The sequence below is a fragment of the Nocardia sp. NPDC127526 genome, assembly GCF_042672265.1.
In the GTDB taxonomy this organism is placed as follows: Bacteria; Actinomycetota; Actinomycetes; order Mycobacteriales; family Mycobacteriaceae; genus Nocardia.
In genome coordinates, this window is record NZ_JBHXVO010000035.1 from 53,811 (window position 1) to 74,340 (window position 20,530).

At 69.8% G+C, this 20,530-nt stretch carries 17 protein-coding genes; 14 read left to right on the forward strand and 3 right to left on the reverse strand.

The features are described from left to right. Positions 1 to 17: 17 nt before the first annotated feature. From ACFVIV_RS34485 to ACFVIV_RS34495, 3 genes are read right to left on the reverse strand one after another with little or no spacing between them, the layout of a single operon-like run. Complete coding sequence (locus tag ACFVIV_RS34485; RefSeq protein ID WP_379203745.1) at positions 18 to 512, reverse strand: hypothetical protein; 495 nt, start codon at positions 510 to 512, stop codon at positions 18 to 20. After that, complete coding sequence (locus tag ACFVIV_RS34490) at positions 509 to 2,077, reverse strand: phytoene desaturase family protein (protein WP_379203747.1); 1,569 nt, start codon at positions 2,075 to 2,077, stop codon at positions 509 to 511. Before ACFVIV_RS34490 ends, ACFVIV_RS34485 begins: the two co-directional genes overlap by 4 nt. After that, positions 2,074 to 2,685 (reverse strand): GNAT family N-acetyltransferase, encoded by a 612-nt coding sequence (locus ACFVIV_RS34495; RefSeq protein ID WP_379203774.1) that lies wholly within the window; start codon positions 2,683 to 2,685, stop codon positions 2,074 to 2,076. The genes ACFVIV_RS34490 and ACFVIV_RS34495 overlap by 4 nt, the downstream gene beginning before the upstream one ends. 185 nt (positions 2,686 to 2,870) lie before the next feature. Between ACFVIV_RS34495 and ACFVIV_RS34500 the strand changes: the two genes are divergently transcribed. The 14 genes from ACFVIV_RS34500 (at position 2,871) to ftsZ (ending at position 20,269) form a co-directional block, all read left to right on the forward strand. Beyond that, positions 2,871 to 3,311 (forward strand): SAV_6107 family HEPN domain-containing protein, encoded by a 441-nt coding sequence (locus ACFVIV_RS34500; RefSeq protein ID WP_379203749.1) that lies wholly within the window; start codon positions 2,871 to 2,873, stop codon positions 3,309 to 3,311. Between the two features lie 125 nt (positions 3,312 to 3,436). Then, a complete protein-coding gene (locus ACFVIV_RS34505) occupies positions 3,437 to 3,859 on the forward strand; it encodes a DUF3040 domain-containing protein (protein ID WP_379203751.1) in 423 nt (140 codons plus the stop codon). A 449-nt stretch (positions 3,860 to 4,308) separates the two neighbouring features. Then, positions 4,309 to 4,740 (forward strand): division/cell wall cluster transcriptional repressor MraZ, encoded by a 432-nt coding sequence (mraZ, locus tag ACFVIV_RS34510; RefSeq protein ID WP_067547369.1) that lies wholly within the window; start codon positions 4,309 to 4,311, stop codon positions 4,738 to 4,740. Positions 4,741 to 4,934: 194 nt separating this feature from the next. Further along, positions 4,935 to 5,918 carry a 16S rRNA (cytosine(1402)-N(4))-methyltransferase RsmH gene (rsmH, locus tag ACFVIV_RS34515; RefSeq protein WP_379203753.1) on the forward strand — a complete coding sequence of 328 codons (984 nt, stop codon included), beginning with the start codon at positions 4,935 to 4,937 and terminating at the stop codon, positions 5,916 to 5,918. Positions 5,919 to 5,964: 46 nt separating this feature from the next. After that, a complete protein-coding gene (locus ACFVIV_RS34520; RefSeq protein WP_379203755.1) occupies positions 5,965 to 6,717 on the forward strand; it encodes a hypothetical protein in 753 nt (250 codons plus the stop codon). 143 nt (positions 6,718 to 6,860) lie between these two features. Next, positions 6,861 to 8,660 carry a peptidoglycan D,D-transpeptidase FtsI family protein gene (locus ACFVIV_RS34525; RefSeq protein WP_379203757.1) on the forward strand — a complete coding sequence of 600 codons (1,800 nt, stop codon included), beginning with the start codon at positions 6,861 to 6,863 and terminating at the stop codon, positions 8,658 to 8,660. Positions 8,661 to 8,840: 180 nt separating this feature from the next. Further along, positions 8,841 to 10,634 carry a Mur ligase family protein gene (locus ACFVIV_RS34530; RefSeq protein WP_379203759.1) on the forward strand — a complete coding sequence of 598 codons (1,794 nt, stop codon included), beginning with the start codon at positions 8,841 to 8,843 and terminating at the stop codon, positions 10,632 to 10,634. After that, a complete protein-coding gene (gene murF / locus ACFVIV_RS34535) occupies positions 10,631 to 12,103 on the forward strand; it encodes a UDP-N-acetylmuramoyl-tripeptide--D-alanyl-D-alanine ligase (protein WP_379203761.1) in 1,473 nt (490 codons plus the stop codon). The genes ACFVIV_RS34530 and murF overlap by 4 nt, the downstream gene beginning before the upstream one ends. Then, positions 12,100 to 13,176, forward strand: coding sequence for a phospho-N-acetylmuramoyl-pentapeptide-transferase (gene mraY / locus ACFVIV_RS34540; protein ID WP_379203763.1), 1,077 nt, complete (start codon positions 12,100 to 12,102; stop codon positions 13,174 to 13,176). Before murF ends, mraY begins: the two co-directional genes overlap by 4 nt. 52 nt (positions 13,177 to 13,228) lie before the next feature. Next, entirely contained in the window at positions 13,229 to 14,671 is a 1,443-nt protein-coding gene (gene murD / locus ACFVIV_RS34545; protein ID WP_379203776.1) for a UDP-N-acetylmuramoyl-L-alanine--D-glutamate ligase, read from the forward strand. Continuing rightward, on the forward strand, positions 14,668 to 16,209 hold the full coding sequence (gene ftsW / locus ACFVIV_RS34550; RefSeq protein ID WP_379203765.1) for a putative lipid II flippase FtsW: 1,542 nt from the start codon (positions 14,668 to 14,670) through the stop codon (positions 16,207 to 16,209). The genes murD and ftsW overlap by 4 nt, the downstream gene beginning before the upstream one ends. Before the next feature lie 195 nt (positions 16,210 to 16,404). Then, positions 16,405 to 17,850 (forward strand): UDP-N-acetylmuramate--L-alanine ligase, encoded by a 1,446-nt coding sequence (murC, locus tag ACFVIV_RS34555; RefSeq protein WP_379203778.1) that lies wholly within the window; start codon positions 16,405 to 16,407, stop codon positions 17,848 to 17,850. A gap of 6 nt (positions 17,851 to 17,856) precedes the next feature. Continuing rightward, complete coding sequence (locus tag ACFVIV_RS34560; RefSeq protein WP_379203767.1) at positions 17,857 to 18,690, forward strand: cell division protein FtsQ/DivIB; 834 nt, start codon at positions 17,857 to 17,859, stop codon at positions 18,688 to 18,690. 319 nt (positions 18,691 to 19,009) lie between these two features. Further along, positions 19,010 to 20,269 (forward strand): cell division protein FtsZ, encoded by a 1,260-nt coding sequence (ftsZ, locus tag ACFVIV_RS34565; protein ID WP_379203768.1) that lies wholly within the window; start codon positions 19,010 to 19,012, stop codon positions 20,267 to 20,269. Positions 20,270 to 20,530 lie beyond the last annotated feature (261 nt).

A 20,530-nucleotide genomic window follows, 5' to 3' on the forward strand; every position in this document is an offset into this window, starting at 1 on the left:
ATGCCCGGATTCCGGAGTCACTGTTCGGATTCCGGATCCGGCCGCGCGCCGGCCGCCTCTCCGGGCGTGGCCGCCTCCTCCTGATGTGGGCGGGCCTGGAAGAAGCTGGCCGCCTTGCGCGGATTCGAGCGCACGCCGCGCGGCCCGCGATGCGCCTCGTCCACGGTGGTATCCACGGCGGATTCCATGGCCGCGACGGCGGATTCCATGGCCTCCACGGCGATGTCCACCGTGGCCTCGGCGGCCGGAGCCCCGAGGCCCGGCACCGGATCGGGCCGGTCCGGCAGTTCCGCGCCCGGCTCGCGGCGGGGCAGCCGACCCGCGCCGCGCGGCCAGAACTCGGCGATCGCCTCGTCCTGGCGCTCCTCGAAGGTGGCGGGATCCCACTGCGCGAGGCCGTGCGCGGCGGCGGGCCGGTGGCGACGCGAATCGTCGCCTCCGGCAGCGTGTCTCGGAAGGGCCGCAGCGGGCGGCTGCTGCGGTTCGGGCTGAGGTAGAGAGTCTTCGATCATCGATTCAGTAGCGGTATCCGGGTTCGGCGTAGGTCGCGGTGGACAAGGTGTGCGACGCTGCGGCCGCTGGCACCGGAGACACCGCCACCCGGGTGGGTGGAGGCGCCGGTGAGATAAAGACCGGCTGCGCCGGGGACTCGGTGGTTGGACAGTTCGGGGATCGGCCGCCACATGAACATCTGATCCAGTGACATTTCGACATGCATGACATTGCCACCCAGCAGGCCCATTTCGCGTTCGATATCGGCGGGTGTCTGCACGAATCGCTGCCGGACCGCGCCAGCGAAACCCGGTGCGCAGGCCTCGACCTCGGCAATGATGCGATCGGCCTCGCGTTCGGCGTGGTCCGCCCAGGAGCTGCCGTCGGCGAGCGCATAGGGATGCCACTGCGCCCACAGCGACAGCTGATGCTCGCCCGGCGGGGCGATGCTCGGATCCAGCGCGGAGAAGCTCATGGCCAGCACCACCGGCCGTGGCGGCAGCTCGCCGGCCAGCGCCGCGCCGTGCGCCAACCGCAGTTGACGGCGGTCGGTCACCAGCAGCTGGAGTCCGTGAGCGGATTCGCCGGGGGTCGCCCCCGGATACCGCGGCAGCTCGCTCGCCGCCGCCCGGACGACCATGCCGATGCCGGGGCCGACCCGGATGCGCCGCCGCCAGTCCCGCAGGGGCGCGGCGTCGAATCCGCCCTGCTCCAGCAGATCCAGGGTGGTGAGAATGTGTGTGCCCGAAATCACGGTGTCCGCGTACAGGTTTCGGCCGCCCGCGGTCCGCACCCGCCAGCCCGTGCCCGACCGCTCGAGCGCCGTGACCGCGTCCCCGCCTGTCACAGTCCCGCCGTCGGAGCGCAAACGCGCCACCAGCGCCGCGCTCAGCGCGCCGCTGCCGCCGACCGCGCGACCCGGCGGCAGCGTGTGCATGAGCGCCGCGAACCCGACCATGGGCGCGGAGCCGGGCTCGGACATCGGCGGCCCGGATTGCGCGCCCCACCAGGCCAGCGCCGCCTTCAGCCGCTCACTGTCGAACAGGCTGTCCAGCAGCGCATCCCCGGACTGGAGGAATTCCCGCGACAGCGCGCTGCCGCCGTTCTTCGCGTCCAGCCCCCAGAACGACCGCAGCAGCCGCCCCGGCGTGGGCGCACCCGAGAACGACCGCATGACGCGCGCCGTCCGCGGTCCCCAGACCCGCACGAACCGCCGGTACGCCGCGGCGTCGCGGTCGCCGCAGGCCGCCGCGATGGCGGCGCAGGTCTTGTCGAGGTCCTGGTGGAAGACGATCGGCGGCAGATCGGTCCCGGGCGGTGCGGGTGCGAAAGCCCAAGGGTCGCAGTCGATATAACGGAGACCGAAGCGTTCCAGCCCGAGCTCTTCGATGATCCCGGTGTGCCGGATCATGATGTGCGCCGACGAGCCGCGATCCACCTTGTGCCCGGGGAACCGTTCCACCGTCGAAACCGCCCCGCCCAGCACGGTATCCCGCTCGAGCACCTCCACCGCGTGCCCGTCCCGGGCGAGATAACAGGCGGCGACCAGCGCATTGTGGCCGGAGCCGATGATCACCACACTCACAGGGGCAGCCGCCGCCCGAGCACCGCGAACCGCCGGGTATCGCCGGAGAAGATGAAATGCCGCACCACGTCACCGAATCCGGCCCGCCGGTACAGCTTCCAGGCCCGATTCGCCTCCCGATCCACCTCGGGCGTCGACAGCAGCACGGTCCGTTCCGGCCGGTTCTGCAGCAGCCGGGTGAGCAAGGTCTCCCCGATCCCGCGTCCCTGCGCGCTGGGGTGCACATGCAGTTCGGTCAGCTCGAAGTAGTCCGAAAGCAGGTCGCGCGCCGCGTGTTCGGGCCACCCGGTGCGCCGCATGCCGCTGTACACCTGCTGATGCCACCACTGGTGCGGCGCACCGTGATACCCGTAGGCAATGGCCACGATCGGCGCGGTGCGCAGGTCCAGCCGGCCGTCGTCATCGGGCAGCACCGCGGCCACGGCCTGCCAGCCCGGCCGCGTGGTGTGCTCGGTCCACATGGGCGCCCGCTGGTGCTCGGTGCCGCGCGGATAGTCCATGGCCGCGACGTAGACCGCCAGGGCATCGGACAGCCGGGCACGCAGGGTCGCGGCCGAAAGATCGACGACGACGGGTGCGGGCGTGGTGTTCGGGGTTACGGCGGTCATCGGGCAGGCGCGGCTCTCGTTGGCGGCGGACAATGGGTCCGACGATAGCGCCGATGCCGTGCACCGGAACTTGTCGGTGGGTCTCTCTATATTCAATCTCAATTGAAACCTTCGAATACCTGTTCGATCTTCCTAGAGGCCCGAGTGCCGGGATTGTCGGGGGTATGCGAGTGGGGAGGTACCCGATGACCGGTGGAAATCAGCGCCCGGCCCACCCCGGCCGAGCCGGTGAACTACTGCGGCGCGCCGACAATCTGCTCATGCAGGCGGCGGGGGAGAAGGAGCCGGCGGAGCGTTTCCGCACCGCCTACCTCGCGGCCCTGCGCGGCGCGGGCGCGGTGCTGGCCCTCACGGGCGCCGACCGCGCTCCCCGGGCCCGCTCCCGCAATGCCTGGGTGCTCATGCAACACGCCGCACCGGAATTCGTGATGTGGGCGGACTACTTCAGCGCCCAGTCCGAGACCCGCGCCGCCCTGGAGGCCGGGCTGCCGCGACCCGTGGATGATCAGCGCGCCGACGAGTTCTCTTCGCGGGTAGGAGCATTCCTGCATGACGTGGAAGATCTGCTGGCCTCGGCGGCCAGGTTGAAGCCCTCGACGGGGTGGGTGGCGGGAATGCTGGCGTGAGTATCGGCGAGTAGGTGGTCGCACTCTGATCGAACTCGTATTATTGGTGGCAGACAGCCGCCAAGGTCGGCTATCTGTCGCTATCCCGGAGGCGACTGCCACTACCTAGTGCCGGGGGAGGTACCGTGCCACTCTCCGAGCACGAGCAGCGCATGCTCGAACAGATCGAGAGCGCGCTCTATGCTGAGGATCCCAAGTTCGCCTCGACGGTCCGGGGCGGACGGCTACGTTCTGCCACCGGACGACGCAGACTTCAAGCAGCAGCGCTCTTCGCCATCGGCTTGTTCCTACTCGTCGCGGGTATCGCGGCGCCGATCAAGCTGGGCGACTTCCCGATCATCTCGCTCATCGGCTTCATCGTCATGTTCGGCGCCGGTGTGCTGTTGCTGATCGGTGGCCCCCGAATGAATTCGCAGGGCACCCGCGATACCGATGCGAATCCCACCCCCGGCGCCGGTCCGGCCGGCCGGGGCAAACAGCGTAAGCAGGGCGGGTTCTCCTCCCGTATGGAGGACAGGTTCCGCAGAAGGTTCGAGCAGGACAACTGATCTCCGTCGCGGGCGCCTCGCAGCCGTGCGAGGACCGAGCATGATCGGCTAACTGAAACGAGCGCGACACGCCGTGGCGCCACACCGATTCGAGGTGTGGCGCCACGGCGTTTCTTGTAGATCTTTGTACGGCGTGTCGGACGTTCCCAGGACTCCCCACGCCTCCCCACGAAGATCCCCCACCGCGCCCCACGCGTGCCGGAAATGCGCGCTATCTGCGGGTTTGCTGGTAGTTGTCGGGTCCCCATCGGCGCGCGTCGCGCGTGTCGGGGGAACTGCGAGGAAATCTCCCCACACCCGTGATAGCTGGTGTGACCTGCGAAGTTCGCCAACCGGGGACCGAGATCACCGCCGCTTTCGATTGAAAGTGGGGGAAAGTGGGGTAATGTGGAGCGCGCACTACAGGGAGCCGAACAGTCGAGGGGTGATCCGGTAGGAGGTGTCGGGACTTGTTTCTCGGGACCTATACCCCCCGATTGGACGACAAAGGGCGACTCACGTTGCCTGCGAAGTTCCGGGACGAGCTGGCGGGAGGGTTGATGGTCACGAAAGGACAGGACCACAGCCTTGCCGTTTATCCGAAGGACGAGTTCACCGCGCTGGCGCGGCGAGCCGCGGCCGCATCCCGGTCCAATCCGCAGGCGCGGGCTTTCGTCCGGGCGTTGGCGGCCTCCACCGATGAACAGCGACCGGACGCACAGGGCCGGATCATGTTGTCGGCCGAACACCGCCGCTACGCGAACCTGACGAAGGACTGCGTGGTGATCGGCTCGGTCGACTTTCTCGAAATATGGGACAAGGCGGCGTGGGATTCGTACCTCGCCGAGCACGAGGAGGATTACTCGCAAGCCAGAGACGAGTCGCTGGGCGGGATTTTCTAGCCCGCAGCGAGGCGAGTGCCCTGCGGCCTCTGCCCGACACCGACCCTGACGTACTTCCCCAACGCCAGGTGCGGTGCTTCGGTCAGAGACCACGGGGCATTGGCCACCGCCACTGAGACATTCAGTGAAGTCCGAATCGCAAGCGACCCGCGCGGCCGTGCGAACGAACGTGAGGCAGGATCCGGGAGGGCTCAATGGACCGCAGCAGTGACGGCCCCCGCCATGTTCCGGTTCTCCTCCATCGCGCAGACGAAATCCTTGGTCCCGCACTGGAATCCGTCGACGGCGCCGTCTACCTGGACTGCACGCTCGGGCTGGGCGGGCATGCCGAGCACTTCCTGCGGACCTATCCGAATATCCGCCTGGTCGGGCTGGATCGCGATACCAATGCGCTGAAGCTGGCCGGTGAGCGACTACAGCCGTTCGCCGACCGGATCACCTTGGTGCACACCAGGTATGACGGCATCGCCGACGCGCTCGAGGAGGCCGGGCTACCGGCCCGGGGCTCGGTGCGGGCGATTCTCATGGACCTGGGCGTGTCCTCCATGCAGCTGGACGAGGCCGACCGCGGCTTCGCCTACTCCATCGACGCGCCGCTGGATATGCGGATGGACTCCAGCACCGGCCCCACCGCGGCCGACATTCTCAATACCTACAGCCACGGCGAGCTGGCCCGGGTGCTGAAAACCTATGGCGAGGAACGATTCGCGGGCAAGATCGCCGCCGAGATCGTGCGCCGCCGCCAGCGCACCCCGTTCACCACCAGCGCCCAACTGGTGGAACTGCTCTACGACGCCATCCCCGCGGCCTCCCGCCGCACCGGCGGCCATCCGGCCAAGCGCACCTTCCAGGCGCTGCGGGTGGAGGTCAACCGGGAACTCGAATCCCTGGAAGCGGCCCTGCCCGCCGCCCTGGACGCGCTCGCGCCGGGCGGCCGCATCGTGGTCATGAGCTATCAGTCCCTCGAAGACCGGGTGGTCAAGGCGGAATTCGCGCAGCGTTCGGCCTCGCGCACCCCGCTGGATCTGCCCGTCGAACTGCCCGGGATGGGTCCGGAATTCCGGATCCTGACCCGCGGCGCGGAGAAGGCGACACAGCAGGAGATCGACGAGAACCCGCGGGCCACCCCGGTGCGCATGCGGGCGGCGGAACGGATCGCAGGGGAGGAGCAGTCATGAAGTTCCGGAATCGACGCCGACGGGTGTGCTCGTTCGGAGCCGCCCTATGACGATTCAGAAGCAGGCGACGGGCCGGGGGGCTCGTCGGGTGCAGGCCGCGGAACGGGTGAAATCCGGTGCGGCGCAACGGGCCTACGCGCGCCGGCGCAGCCGCGAACAGGGCCGGGTCGAGCTGCCGCCCATGCTCAAGCGCACCGGGGCGCCCATGCCGCGCGGCCGGATGTCGTTCGTGGCCACCATCATCGCGCTGCTGGGCTGCGGCCTGGCGCTGACCCTGCTGCTCACCACCCGTGCCACCGAGGACAGCTACCAGCTCAGCGAAGCGCGCAAGACCAACCGGCAGCTCTCCGATGAGCGCGATGCCTTGGCGCGCGAGGTCGAGGCCGGTGAATCCGCGCCCGAACTGGCCGCGCGCGCGGCCGGATTGGGCATGGTCCCGGCCAAGGATCCGGCTCGCCTGGTGCTGGGCCCGGACGGCCAGATCATCGTGGTCGGGGAGCCGAAACCCGCCTACGGTTCGCCCGTTCCCCCGCTCAACACCACCCCGCCCGCGCCGTCGGCGCTGCCGCCCGCGCTGGTGCAGGCCCAGGGCGAGCAGATCATGCCGGTGACCACCACCGCGCCGCCGACGCCGAACGCGCCGACCACCGCGCCGAATCCCGCTCAGGCGCCGCAGCAGCTGGCGAATGCGCCGCAGCAGCCGGGCCAGCAGAATCCGGCGCCGCCGAATCAGCTCCCGCAGCCGCCCGCGCCGTCGGCCCCGTCCTTGCAGGCGGCGCCGGATGGGGCGGCTCGATGAGTCCTTCGGTCCGCGGCCGTGACTCCGGCCGGGGCCGTTCCGATTCCGCCCGGGGGCGCACCGCCACCGGCCGGGGCCGGTCCGGCTCGGGCCGCGCGAGTTCCGGGCCGGGCCGCCAGCGCAGACCGCGCCCCGCTCCGGGAATGGACGCCTCCACACGGTTCCGCTTCGGAGTGGGTCGCATCGTCATGCTGGTGGCCCTGCTGGTGACCGCCGCCCAATTGCTCTGGATTCAAAGCGTTTCCGCGCCGAAGCTCTCGGCGGAGGCGGCCGATCAGCGCAGCGTGACGCTGGCGGACCCGGCCACGCGCGGGCCGATCCTGGACCGCTACGGCAAGTCGCTGGCCTTCACCATCGCCGCCAAGAAACTCAGCTTCCAGCCGGTGAAGGTGCGCAAGGATCTCGCCGACGCGCACGCCAAGCGGTCCTCGGCGCCGGAACCGGACGCTCGACTACAGGCCATTGCCAAATACATTCACGAGAAGCTGGGCGCCGCCGCGCCCGAGAAGGATGTGCTGGCCAAGCTGCGCAGTGACGATCCGTTCGTCTACCTGGTGCAGAACGTGGACCCGCGCATCGCCTCCGATATCAGCCTGAAGTTTCCCGAGGTGGGCGTCGAACGCCAGGACATGCGCGAATATCCCGGCGGCTCACTGGCCGCCAATGTGATCGGCGCGACCGGCTGGGACGGGCACGGGCAGATCGGGCTGGAGTCCGCCATGGACGCCATCCTGGCGGGCACCGACGGGTCCATGACCTACGACCGCGGCTCCGACGGCGCGGTCATCCCGGGCAGCTGGCGCGACCGGCAGCCCGCGGTGAACGGTCATGGCGTGGAGCTCACCCTCGATTCGGACCTGCAGTACTACGTACAGCAGCAGGTGCAGCAGGCCCGGGAGCTGTCCGGCGCGCAGGCCGCCTCGGCGGTGGTGCTGGACGCGCACACCGGTCAGGTGCTGGCCATGGCCAATGACAACACCTTCAATCCCGCGCTGGGGCCCGAACATTGGTCCTCCTCCGATCTGGGCAACCCGTCGGTGCAGGAGGTCTTCGAGCCCGGCTCGGTGAACAAGATCGTCACCGCGGCCGCCGCCATCGAGTACGGCCTCACCAATCCCGATGAGGTGCACCAGGTTCCGGGCGAGATCTTCACCGGCGGCGTCACCGTGCACGATGCCTGGGAGCACGGCACCACGCCGTTCACCACCACCGGCATCTTCGGCAAGTCCTCCAACGTGGGCACGCTCATGCTGGCGCAGCGCGTCGGCGAGGACCGGTACTACGACATGCTGCGGAAATTCGGCCTGGGCCAGCGCACCGGCGTGGGCCTGCCGGGTGAGAGCCCCGGCGTGCTGCCCGCGCGCGATCAGTGGTCCGGCTCGACCTTCGCGAACCTGCCCATCGGCCAGGGTCTTTCGATGACGACCCTGCAGATGACCGCCATGTACCAGGCCATCGCCAATGACGGCGTGCGGATTCCGCCGCGCATCGTGAAGGCCAAGATCGCCCCGGACGGCTCCCGCACCGAGGAGGAGCAGCCGGAGGGCGTCACCGTGGTGAGCCCGCAGACCGCGCAGACGCTGCGGCAGATGTTCCAGTCGGTGGTGCAGCGCGATCCGCGCGGCGTGCAGACCGGCACCGGCGCGCCCGCCTCCATCGAGGGCTATCAGATCGCCGGCAAGACCGGGACGGCGCAGCAGATCGACCCCAAGTGCCGCTGCTATTCGACCGACCGCTACTGGATCACCTTCGCCGGTATCGCGCCGGCCGACAATCCGCGCTATGTGATCGGCATGATGCTCGACGCGCCGGTGCGCAGCTCCGACGGCAGTGGCGGCGGATCGGTCGCGCCGCTGTTCCACAGCATTGCGTCCTGGGCCCTGCAGCGGGATCGGGTGCCGCCGTCACCACCGGCCAAACCGCTGATTCTGCAGGCGAGTTAGAGCGGGTAACGGATGGACGTGATGTGTACCGCCCCCGGCGCGCGCACCGGCGGGTAACGGAACTGCGCCGTGCCGATCGCACGGCGATCCAACACAGGTAACCTGACTCGTCGATCCGAATCCGTGGACCGAAAACGCATGGCCCGGATTCACACCAGACCAGATTCCGAGAGGAGCTTCGTGCCCGCGCAGACGCATCCGCGTGGCGGAGATTGGGCTGAGCCGCAGGTGCTCCGGCCCGCCGCACCCCCGGCGACCGCCCTGCGCGAGGTGGCCACACGCACGGGCGCGCGCCCGGTGCAGGCGTCGATACCGGAGGCAGCGCTGGATGATGTCCTGGCGGACGTGCAGCTCACCGGCATAGAGCAGCGCTCGAACGCGGTGCAGCAGGGCGATCTGTTCGCCGGGCTGGCCGGAGCCAAGGCGCACGGTGCGCGGTTCGCGCGGGACGCGGTGGCGCGCGGAGCGGTCGCGATTTTCACCGATCCGGCGGGCGCGGAACTCATCGGCGATATCGAGGTGCCGGTGCTGGTGCACGACGCGCCGCGCTCGGTGCTCGGCGAGTTGTCTTCGGCTCTTTACGGTGATCCGTCTCGCAAACTGCGCATCGTGGGCATCACCGGCACGTCCGGCAAAACCACCACCTCGTATCTCGTGGAAGCCGGGCTCGCCGCCGCCGGGCTGCGCACCGCCCTGATCGGCACCATCGAAACCCGCATCGGCGGCGTGCGCGTCCCGAGCGCCCTGACCACCCCCGAGGCCCCGCAACTGCACGCCATGTTCGCGCTCATGGTCGAGCAGGGCGTGCAGGCCGTCGTCATGGAAGTCTCCAGCCACGCCCTGGCCCTGGGCCGCGTGGATGGCGTCACCTTCGCGGTCGGCGCGTTCACCAACCTGTCCCAGGACCACCTCGACTTCCACAGCGACTTCGAGGACTACTTCGAAGCCAAGCGCCGCCTGTTCATCCCGGATGGCCCGGACACCGCCGCCACCCCTCGCCCTGCTGTGGCCGCGCGCGCCTCGGTGATCTGCGTGGACGACGAATGGGGACAGCGCCTCGCGGGTGAAATTGCCGACAACCTGGACAGCCTGGACGATCCGAACAACACGGCTGGGGTGGATCCCGGCCAAAAGCGCGCCGGGATGACGGGCGAGGCTGCCGGAATGGCAGGGGAGCCTGCTGGGGAGGCTGCGGAGGCTGCCGGTGCAGTGCGGTCCGGCCTGGTGACCATCGCGACTCGGCCTGGGGCGCAGGCGGACTGGACCGCGAGTGCCGCGCACGCGGCTGTGGGCGGTATTCAGGAATTCACCGCTGCGGGGCCGCTGGGCGCGGTGGATGTGCGGCTGCGGCTGCCGGGCGCGTACAACATCGCCAATGGGCTGTTGGCGGTGGCGGTCTGCGCGGCGGCCGGGGTCGATGCGGCCACCGCTGCGGCTGCGCTGGCCGAGGTCGATGTGCCGGGGCGCATGCAGCGGGTCGACGAGGGGCAGGATTTCCTGGCCGTGGTCGACTACGCGCACAAGCCCGCCGCGATCGAGTCGGTGGTCGCCACTTTGCGGGCACTGCTGGCCGAACAAGGGGAGGGACGACTCGCGGTCGTGGTCGGCGCGGGCGGTGATCGCGATGCCGGGAAGCGCCCGTTGATGGGGGCGGCCGGGGCGCGCGGGGCCGACCTGCTCATCATTACCGATGACAATCCACGCGGTGAGGATCCGGCGGCCATTCGCGCCGCGGTCCGGGCCGGAGCCGACCAGGTTCCCCCGGGCGAACGGGGAGAGGTCCGGGAGGTCGGGGACCGGGCCGCCGCGATCGAGGCCGCCGTCGACTGGGCGCGACCCGGTGACGTGGTGCTGGTCGCGGGCAAGGGACATGAGACAGGGCAGGAGATTGCAGGCGTGAAGCACCGCTTCGACGACCGCGAGGTGCTCGCGGCAGCGCTGTCGCGGAAGACGAGGGACCTGACGCATTCATGATCGAGATGACTTTGCGGGAGATCGCGGACGTCGTGGGCGGCACGCTGCACGACGCGCCCGACCCCGACGTGAAGGTCACCGGGGCGGCCGAATTCGATTCGCGCCGTATCGGTTCCGGTGACCTGTTCCTGGCGCTGCCGGGCGCGAACGTGGACGGCCACGACTTCGCGGCCAAAGCGGTCGCGGCGGGTGCCGTCGCGGTGCTGGCCGCACGGCCGGTGGGCGTGCCCGCCATCGTGGTGACGCCGCAGCCGCACGCGAGCCGCGCCATCGCGCTGGCGCACGACGCCGACGGCTCCGGCGCGGCCGTGCTGGAGGCCCTGGCCGAACTGGCCCGCGTCAGTGTGGACCGCCTGGTGGCCGCCGGCGGGCTGACCGTGGTCGGCGTGACCGGCTCCTCGGGCAAGACCTCCACCAAGGACCTGATCGCCGCCGCCCTGGCCCCGCTGGGCCCGGTGGTGGCGCCGCCCGGCTCGTTCAACAACGAGATCGGGCATCCCTGGACGGCCTTGCGCGCCAATGCCGATACCCGCTTCCTGGTGCTGGAGCTGTCGGCCCGCGGTCCCGGACACATCAAGGCGCTCACCGAGGTCGCCCCGCCCGGCGTCGGCGTCGTGCTCAATGTGGGCACCGCGCACCTGGGCGAATTCGGCAGCCGGGAAGTGATCGCGCAGACCAAAGGCGAACTGGTGGAAGCCCTTCCGCCGACCGGCCTGGCCGTGCTCAATGCCGACGACCACCTCGTTGCCCGGATGGCCGAGCGCACCCGGGCGCGCGTGGTGACCGTCGGCCAGGCGTCGACCGCCGACGTGCGGGCCACCGATGTCGTGCTCGACGAGCAGGCGCGGGCGCGATTCACGCTGCACCACAAGGGCGAAGGCGTGCCGGTGCAACTCGCCGTGCACGGTGAGCACCAGGTCGGCAATGCCCTCTCCGCGGCCGCCGTGGCCCTGGACCAGGGCGCGGACCTGACGACCGTCGCGCAGGCGCTGGGCGCGGCCACCGCGGTGTCGGAACGCCGCATGGACGTGCGGACCCGCGCCGACGGCGTCACCGTCGTCAACGACTCCTACAACGCCAACCCGGATTCCGTGCGCGCCGCCCTCAAGGCGCTCGTCACCATGGCCAAGGCCGGCGCGCAGCCGCGCCGCAGCTGGGCCGTGCTCGGCGAAATGGGCGAGCTGGGCGAGGAATCCGTTCTCGAACACGACAAGATCGGCCGCCTGGTGGTGCGCCTGGACGTGGACCAGCTCGTCGTGGTGGGCGCGGGCCGTCCGGTGCGCGCCATGTTCCAGGGGGCCGTGCAGGAAGGTTCCTGGGGTGAGGAAGCCATACACGTGCCGGATATCGAATCGGCGATCGCATTGCTGGACGACGAACTCGGGGCCGGTGACGTGGTGCTGGTGAAGGCGTCGAAGTCCGTGGGCCTGTGGGCCGTGGCCGAGCATCTCGTGGAGGCCGCCCGATGACTCAGATCCTCTTGTCGGCGGCCATCGCGCTCGCCGTCTCCATCCTGCTCACCCCCGTGGTGATCAGGTATTTCGCCAAACAGGGCTTCGGCCAGGAGATCCGGGTCGACGGCCCGGAATCGCACAAGGCCAAGCGCGGCACCCCCACCATGGGCGGCGTCGCCATCCTGGCCGGCATGTGGGCCGGCTACCTGGGCTCGCACCTGATCTCGATGAGCTACGGCGAGCCCGGCCCCTCGGCGTCCGGCCTGCTGGTCATGGGCCTGGCCACCGCGCTGGGCGGCGTCGGCTTCCTCGACGACCTGATCAAGCTGCGCAAGCAGCGCAATCTGGGTCTCACCGCGGCTGGCAAGTACATCGGCCAGCTGGGCTCGGCGGTCATCTTCGGCGTGCTGGCCCTGCAGTTCAAGGGCGCCAACGGTTTGACCCCCGCCAGCCGCCACCTGTCCTACACCCGCGACATCACTACGGTGTCCATGGGCGTGGTGATTTTCCTGCTGTTCGTCAGCCTGGTGGTCGTGGCCTGGTCCAATGCGGTCAACCTGACCGACGGCCTGGACGGTCTCGCGGCCGGTTCCATGTCGCTGGTGCTGGGCGCGTACATGATCATCACCTTCTGGCAGTGGCGCAATGCCTGCTCCACCCATCCGGAGGCGGGCTGCTACAACGTGCGCGACCCGCTGGATCTGGCGCTGGTCTGCGCCGCCGGCGGCGCGGCCTGCATCGGCTTCCTGTGGTGGAATGCCGCGCCCGCCAAGATCTTCATGGGCGATACCGGTTCGCTGGCGCTGGGCGGCCTGCTCGCGGGCCTGTCCGTCACCACCCGCACCGAGCTGCTGATGGTGGTCATCGGCGCGCTGTTCGTGATGGAGGCGCTCTCGGTGATCCTGCAGGTGGCGGTGTTCCGCACCACGCGCAACCGATTGTTCAAGATGGCACCGTTCCATCATCACTTCGAATTGAGCGGATGGGCCGAAACGACTGTGATCATACGATTCTGGTTGCTGGCCGGCATGGCCTCGGCAATCGGTCTTGGCCTGTTCTACAGCGATTACCTTTCCGCGGTCGGGTGAGTGAGAAGCAATGGTCGAACATTCTCCGCGGGTCCTGCGTTCACCGGGACCCATGCTCGAATTCCTGCGTGGGCGTGACGTTCTCGTCGCCGGCTGGGGCGTCTCCGGCCGGTCGCTGATCGAACCGCTGCACGATATCGGCGCCCGGCCGATCGTCACCGACAATGGCGAGAAGGCCCTCGCCGAGGCCGCCGAACTCGGGCTGGCCACCGCCACCTGCGCCGAACTGGCCGAACCCGGTGCGCTGCAACGCTTCGCGCTGGTCATCACCAGCCCGGGCTGGCGGCCGGACTCGCCGGTGCTGGCTTCGGCTGTCACCGAGGGCATTCCGGTCTGGGGCGACGTCGAATTCGCGTGGTGGGTGGATCAGGCGCGCATCTACGGGCCGGTCCGCAAGTGGCTGGTGGTGACCGGCACCAATGGCAAGACCACCACCACCCAGATGACGCACTCCATCCTGCGCGCCGCCGGGATCCCCTCGGTGGCCTGCGGCAATATCGGGCTGCCCATCCTGGACGCGCTGCGCCGCAATCCGGGCCCGCAGGTGCTCGCGGTGGAACTCTCCTCGTTCCAACTGCATTGGGCCCCCTCGGTCCGCCCGGAAGCGGGCGTGGTGCTGAATGTGGCCGAGGACCACCTGGATTGGCACGGCGGCCTGGACGCCTACGCCGCCGCCAAGGCGCGCGCGTTGACCGGACGCGTCGGCGTGGTCGGCCTCGACGATCAGGTCGCGGCCGCGCTGGCCCGAAAGTCCAAGGCGCGCCGCACCGTCGGCTTCCGCATCGGCGTGCCCGCCGACGGCGAACTGGGCGTGGTGGACGGCAAGCTGCTCGATCGCGCCTTCACCAAGGCCGCCATCCTGGCCGAGACCGGCGATATCAGCCCGCAGGGACCGGCCGGTGTGGCCGACGCCCTCGCGGCCGCCGCGCTCACCCGGTCCATCGATGTGGCCCCGCAGTTCGTGAAAGAGGGGCTGCAGGAACACAAGGTGGGCCCGCACCGCGCCGCCTTCGTGCGCGAGTTGTCGGGCGTCGAGTTCGTCGACGACTCCAAGGCGACGAACCCGCATGCCGCGCGGTCGTCGATCATGGCCCACCAGAACGTGATCTGGGTCGCCGGCGGTCAGCTCAAGGGCGCGAATGTGGAGGATCTCGTCGAGGAGGTGCGCGAGCATCTCGTCGCCGCCGTGCTTTTGGGGGTCGACGCGCCGGTGATCGCGGCCGCACTCGCGCGACACGCGCCGGATGTCCCGGTCGTGGCGCTGGGTTCGGGGGACGATCGAGGAATGGGTGACCCCTTCACCGAAATCGAGCCCGAAGCGGTGATGGCCCGCGCGGTCCGGGTGGCCGCCGGATTCGCCACCCGCGGCGACACCGTGCTGCTGGCCCCGGCCGCGGCCTCGCTGGACATGTTCGCCGACTACACGCATCGCGGCCGCAGCTTCGCCGCGGCGGTGCAGGCCCTGGACGAGAAGGACATCGGGAGCCCGCAGTGAGCGCCGCGCCGCGGCGGGCCGCCCGGTCGGCGGCCCCCGCGTCGCGTCCGGCGGCCAAGACCGCGGCCCGGCGGCCCGCGGCGGGCTGGTTCGCGGTCTGGTTGTCCCGCCCGCTGGCGTCGTTCCATCTCGTGGTCGCCATCGCGGTGCTGCTCACCGTGCTGGGCCTGGTGATGGTGCTCTCCGCCTCCAGCGTGGAGTCCTATGCCGGTGGCAAGTCCGCGTATTCGCTGTTCATCCAGCAGGCGGTGCTGGCCGCCTTCGGCGCGGTGCTGTTCTATATCGCGCTGCGGATTCCCATGCGGCTCATGCGGCAGCTGTCGTTCCCGGTATTCGTGCTGTCGGTGATCCTGCTGGTGCTGGTGCTCATTCCGGGCATCGGCACCGAGGTGCAGGGCTCGCGGCGCTGGTTCGATCTCGGCTTCGTCTCCGTGCAGCCCTCCGAGATCGCCAAGGTGACCCTGGTGGTGTGGGGTTCGCACCTGCTGGCCTCGCGCATGACCGAGAAGGCCGGGTACAAGGACATTCTCATGCCCCTGGTGCCCGCCGGCCTGATCGTGTGCTTCCTGGTCGTGCTGGAGCCCAACCTGTCCACCACCATCGCGCTGGGCATCGTGCTGGCCTCGCTGCTGTGGTTCGGCGGGCTGCCGCTGCGCATGTTCGTCACCATCGCCGTCTCCGGCGGTGTCGCGGCGGCCATCCTGGCGCTGTCGGCGGGCTACCGCTCCGACCGCATGCGCGCGTTCTTCAATCCGGGCGACGATCCGCAGGGCATCGGCTACCAGGCCCGCCAGGCGCTGTATTCGCTTGCCGACGGCGGCATCTGGGGCCGCGGGCTCGGGCAGTCCCGGGCCAAGTGGAGCTATCTGCCCAACGCGCACAACGATTTCATCTTCGCCATTATCGGCGAGGAGCTCGGATTCCTCGGATGTGCGCTGGTGCTCGGGCTTTTCGCGCTGTTCGTCTATACCGGCCTGCGCATCTCGACCCGCTCGATCGACCCGTTCCTGCGGCTGCTGACCGCCTCGGCCACCACCTGGATCACCGGTCAGGCGCTCATCAATGTCGGCTATGTGGTGGGTTTGCTGCCGGTGACCGGTCTGCAGTTGCCGCTGGTCTCGGCCGGTGGTTCCTCGCTGGCCATCACCCTGTTCATGTTCGGCATCATCGCCAATGCCGCCCGGCACGAGCCGGAGGCGGTGGCGGCGCTGCACGCCGGGCAGGACGGCCGGGTGAGCCGCCTGCTGCGCCTGCCCAAACCCGAAATGTATTCGCCCGCACGGGCACAGGCCGCGCGGTCCCGGCCGAAAGCCAAGCCCAAGGCGGCCAAGGAGGCCAAGATCAAGGGCGCGCCTCCGCGCCGGGCGCTACCGCCCAGCGGCCGCGGCCGGGGCGGCTCCGATCCGGTCCCGCGCCGGTCGATAGATTCGGACTCGGCCCGGCGCACCAGCCGCTCCACCGAATCGTGGCGCAGCACCCGCGCCTGGGAGCCCAGCTATCCAATGAGACACGCGAGAGACGAACGAGGTAAGAGGTGACAGTGGAGCGGCCGCGCTCGGAGATCGTGCCGGAACGCGACGCGCGCCCGGTGGTCGCCCGGGCGGCAGTATCGTGGCGGACGCGAATCGTTCTGGAGGTGGCAGGTCGTGACTGAAGCACCGGATACCGAACAGACGGAGACCGAGACGGTGGTGCGGGAAACCGACCTGCCCGAAGAGCTGCAGCGGGTGCACATGATCGGCATCGGCGGCGCGGGTATGTCCGGAATAGCCCGGATTCTATTGTCGCGGGGCGGCATGGTGTCCGGGTCGGACGCCAAGGAGAGCCGGGGCGTGCTGGCGCTGCGGGCGCGCGGTGCGCAGGTGCGCATCGGACATGCGGCCGATGCGCTGGACCTGCTGCCCGATGGCCCGACCGCCGTGGTCACCACCTACGCCGCCATTCCCAAGACCAATCCCGAACTGGTGGAAGCACACAAGCGCGGCGTGCCCGTGCTGCTGCGGCCCACCGTGCTGGCCGCGCTCATGCAGGGCCACAAGACGCTGCTCGTCTCGGGCACCCATGGCAAGACCTCGACCACGTCCATGCTGGTGGTGGCCTTGCAGCACTGCGGTTTCGACCCGTCCTTCGCGGTCGGCGGCGAGCTCAACGAGGCGGGCACCAATGCCCACCACGGCACCGGCGGCATCTTCGTGGCCGAGGCCGACGAGAGCGACGGCTCGCTGCTGCAGTACGCGCCGGACGTCGCGGTGGTCACCAATATCGAATCCGACCATCTGGACTACTTCGGTTCCGATGAGGCGTATGTCCAGGTCTTCGACGATTTCTTGGACCGGCTGCAGCCCGGCGGCCGCCTGGTCGTGTGCGTGGACGATCCGGGTTCGCTCGGGCTGGCGCAGCGCACGGTGGCCCGGCTCGCCGGTGATCCGCGCGGGATCGAGGTGATCGGGTACGGCTCGGGCGAACTCGCCGATTCCTCCGTGCCGATCGGGGCCCGGCTCGAATCCTGGGAACCGCGCGATGTCGGCGGCGTGGCGGTGTTCCAGCTCTCCGACGAGGCCGCCCCGCGCACGCTGCGGCTGTCGGTGCCCGGCCGCCACATGGCCCTCAATGCGCTCGGCGCGCTGCTGGCCGCCCGCGCGGGCGGCGCCGATCTCGGCGAAATCATCCAGGGGCTGGAGGGTTTCGGCGGCGTGCACCGGCGCTTCCAGCTGACCGGGCGGGAGAACGGCGTCCGCGTCTTCGACGATTACGCCCACCATCCGACCGAGGTGCGCGCGGTGCTCTCCGCCGCCGCCGAACTGGTCGCCCAGGAGGCCCGCGACGGCGCGCGCTCGCGGCCGGGCCGGGTCATCGTGGTCTTCCAGCCGCACCTCTACAGTCGCACCGCCACCTTCGCGACCGAATTCGGCGCGGCCCTGTCCCTCGCCGACGAGGTCGTCGTGCTCGACGTCTACGGCGCGCGCGAGGAACCGCTGCCCGGCGTGAACGGCGCGCTGGTGGCCAATGCCGTCACCGCACCCGTGCACTACCAGCCGGATATGTCGCGCGTCGGCCGGCAGGTGGCCGCCCTGGCCCGCCCCGGCGATGTCGTGATCACCATGGGCGCGGGCGATGTCACCATGCTCGGCAGCCAGATCCTCGACGGGCTGCGGGCGCGGCCGGCGCACGGGCGGTAAGCGCCCATGCGTTCGGGTGGGGGAGCGGACGACGGCAGAGCGGCCGGCGCCGCGGACGAGTGGGACGACTGGGACGACGATGACGCGGCCGAGCCGGGCCCGGATCCGGCCGCGGCGGCCGCGGCCCGGCGGGCCCGGTTGCGGCGCGGGCGCCCGGATTCCCGGCTGTCCAAGGCCTGGCGGTCGCCGCGCGTGCGCATCGGCACGGCGGTCGGCGTCGTGCTGCTGATCGCGCTCGGCGCGGTCGCCTACTTCACGCCGGTGCTGTCGGTGCGCACGGTGCGCGTGGACGGTCTCGTCGCCGTTGGGGAGCAACAGGTTCTCGATGCGCTGGAAGTCCCACGGGGACTGTCGATGCTGCGCATCGACACCACCGCCATGGCCGAACGCGTCGCCGCCCTGCCCAAGGTGCGATCGGTGCGGGTGCAGCGGGTGTTCCCGTCCAGCGTCAAGGTGACCGTCGAGGAGCGCACCGCCGTGCTCTGGTTCGACAGCCCGGAGGGGCCGCACCTGGTCGATTGGGACAGCGTGGAATTCGCGATCGAGCCGCCGCCGCCCGGCATTCCCAAACTGGTCACCCCGCATCCGGGTGGCGCGGATCCGGCGACCCGGGCGGCGGTGGTCGTGCTCGCCGCCGTGCCGCCGGACCTACGCCTGCAAGTGGGAGAGATTGCGGCTCGTTCGGTTTCGGATATTGCCCTCGAGTTGCGCGACGGCCGGACCGTGCTGTGGGGCGGCGAGAGCGATTCGGCGCGCAAGGCGGCCGTGGTCGGGCCGCTGCTCACCCAGCCCGGCACGGTGTTCGACATTTCGAGTCCGAATCTGGTCACGGTAAAGTGAGCGATACCCGTTGGGCCGCCGAAATATTCGGCGGCTTGCCGGAATGTCACCGTCGGCGACTATCCGGCACCGGAGAGCAACCGTCCACGATACGATGCCAGGTGGGGTCGGACGAGGTGAATCACACAAGATTCTGACACTCGTTTCGGCGCGCCTGCGCCCGTAACGCGGTGGTGGCTAATACCGTTCCGCACCAGTCGGATACTTGACATAACGCTAAACCTATGGTTGAGGCTTTATCGGACCGAGACCAAAGATTCAGCGTCGGTCAGGTATTCGAAGACGACAGCTGTTTCAGATCGAAGGAAGGCGAACGCCCATGACGCCCCCGCACAACTACCTTGCTGTGATCAAGGTCGTCGGTATCGGCGGCGGCGGCGTGAACGCCGTCAACCGAATGATCGAACAGGGACTCAAGGGAGTCGAGTTCATCGCGGTCAACACCGACGCGCAGGCGCTGCTGATGTCCGATGCCGACGTCAAGCTCGATGTCGGCCGCGAACTCACCCGCGGACTGGGCGCCGGCGCCGATCCGGAGGTGGGCCGCAAGGCCGCCGAGGATCACAAGGACGAGATCGAAGAGGTGCTCAAGGGCGCCGACATGGTCTTCGTGACCGCCGGCGAGGGCGGTGGCACCGGCACCGGCGGCGCGCCCGTGGTGGCCAGCATCGCCCGCAAGCTGGGCGCGCTCACCATCGGTGTTGTCACGCGGCCGTTCTCGTTCGAGGGCAAGCGCCGCAGCAATCAGGCCGAGGCGGGCATCCAGGCCCTGCGCGAGTCCTGCGACACGCTGATCGTCATTCCCAACGACCGCCTGCTGCAGCTCGGCGACGCCGCGGTCAGCCTCATGGACGCCTTCCGCTCCGCCGACGAGGTGCTCCTCAACGGTGTGCAGGGCATCACCGACCTGATCACCACCCCGGGCCTGATCAATGTCGACTTCGCCGACGTCAAGTCGGTCATGTCCGGCGCGGGCAGCGCGCTCATGGGCATCGGCTCCGCCCGCGGTGAGGGCCGGTCGGTGAAAGCCGCGGAGGCGGCCATCAATTCGCCGCTGCTGGAGGCGTCGATGGACGGTGCGCACGGCGTGCTGCTGTCGATCGCCGGCGGCTCGGATCTCGGCCTGTTCGAGATCAACGAGGCGGCCTCGCTGGTGCAGGAGGCCGCGCATATCGAAGCCAACATCATCTTCGGTACGGTCATCGACGATTCCCTCGGCGACGAGGTGCGGGTCACGGTGATCGCCGCGGGTTTTGACGGTGGCACTCCCGCCCGTCGCATCGAGCCCACGGTCGGTCGTACCGGGAGTTCTTTCGGCACGGCCCGCGCGAGTGCCGGAGAAGTCAGCAGCCGTGCCGAATTCAGCACCGCCCGCACGCCGGACCCGGTGCAGTCGCGGCCGGAACCGGCGGCGCCCATCAGCCAGACTCCGCCGTCGGCCAGCCGGGGGCCGGCGCCGTCCTATGAATCCCCGCGGCCTGCTGTGGATCCCACGGTGGCCCACAACTCCCGCAACCACATTCAGCCGCCCGACGCGGATGACGACGATGTGGACGTGCCGTCGTTCATGCGGCGGTAGGCAGGGGAGAACGGCGGTGGTGAGCCGCGCTCCGGAACCGGAGAGAGCGCGGTACCACCACTGTTGATACGACGCGCCCGCAGATGAGCGGGCGCGTTCGCTGTTTTGTGCTGAGTACGGGATTGGCTGTGTTTGATTTGTGGGGGACACCCCCACGGCCCCCGGGGGGGGGCACCCCCCCACCCCCCCGCGGGGAACCCCCCCCCCCCCCACACAGCCCAGCCCCCCAATCAACCCCAAAAGACAGGACGAGAGGCGGGG

What these genes read in the sequence shown, in the direction of transcription:
- mraY (WP_379203763.1), top strand. Translation starts at nt 12,100, where the DNA reads ATGACTCAGATCCTCTTGTCGGCGGCCATCGCGCTCGCCGTCTCCATC.
- rsmH (WP_379203753.1), top strand. Translation starts at nt 4,935, where the DNA reads ATGGACCGCAGCAGTGACGGCCCCCGCCATGTTCCGGTTCTCCTCCAT.
- murF (WP_379203761.1), top strand. Translation starts at nt 10,631, where the DNA reads ATGATCGAGATGACTTTGCGGGAGATCGCGGACGTCGTGGGCGGCACG.
- murC (WP_379203778.1), top strand. Translation starts at nt 16,405, where the DNA reads ATGATCGGCATCGGCGGCGCGGGTATGTCCGGAATAGCCCGGATTCTA.
- ACFVIV_RS34520 (WP_379203755.1), top strand. Translation starts at nt 5,965, where the DNA reads ATGACGATTCAGAAGCAGGCGACGGGCCGGGGGGCTCGTCGGGTGCAG.
- ACFVIV_RS34525 (WP_379203757.1), top strand. Translation starts at nt 6,861, where the DNA reads ATGGACGCCTCCACACGGTTCCGCTTCGGAGTGGGTCGCATCGTCATG.
- ACFVIV_RS34500 (WP_379203749.1), top strand. Translation starts at nt 2,871, where the DNA reads ATGACCGGTGGAAATCAGCGCCCGGCCCACCCCGGCCGAGCCGGTGAA.
- ftsZ (WP_379203768.1), top strand. Translation starts at nt 19,010, where the DNA reads ATGACGCCCCCGCACAACTACCTTGCTGTGATCAAGGTCGTCGGTATC.
- ACFVIV_RS34485 (WP_379203745.1), bottom strand. Translation starts at nt 512, where the DNA reads ATGATCGAAGACTCTCTACCTCAGCCCGAACCGCAGCAGCCGCCCGCT.
- ACFVIV_RS34495 (WP_379203774.1), bottom strand. Translation starts at nt 2,685, where the DNA reads ATGACCGCCGTAACCCCGAACACCACGCCCGCACCCGTCGTCGTCGAT.
- ACFVIV_RS34560 (WP_379203767.1), top strand. Translation starts at nt 17,857, where the DNA reads ATGCGTTCGGGTGGGGGAGCGGACGACGGCAGAGCGGCCGGCGCCGCG.
- murD (WP_379203776.1), top strand. Translation starts at nt 13,229, where the DNA reads ATGCTCGAATTCCTGCGTGGGCGTGACGTTCTCGTCGCCGGCTGGGGC.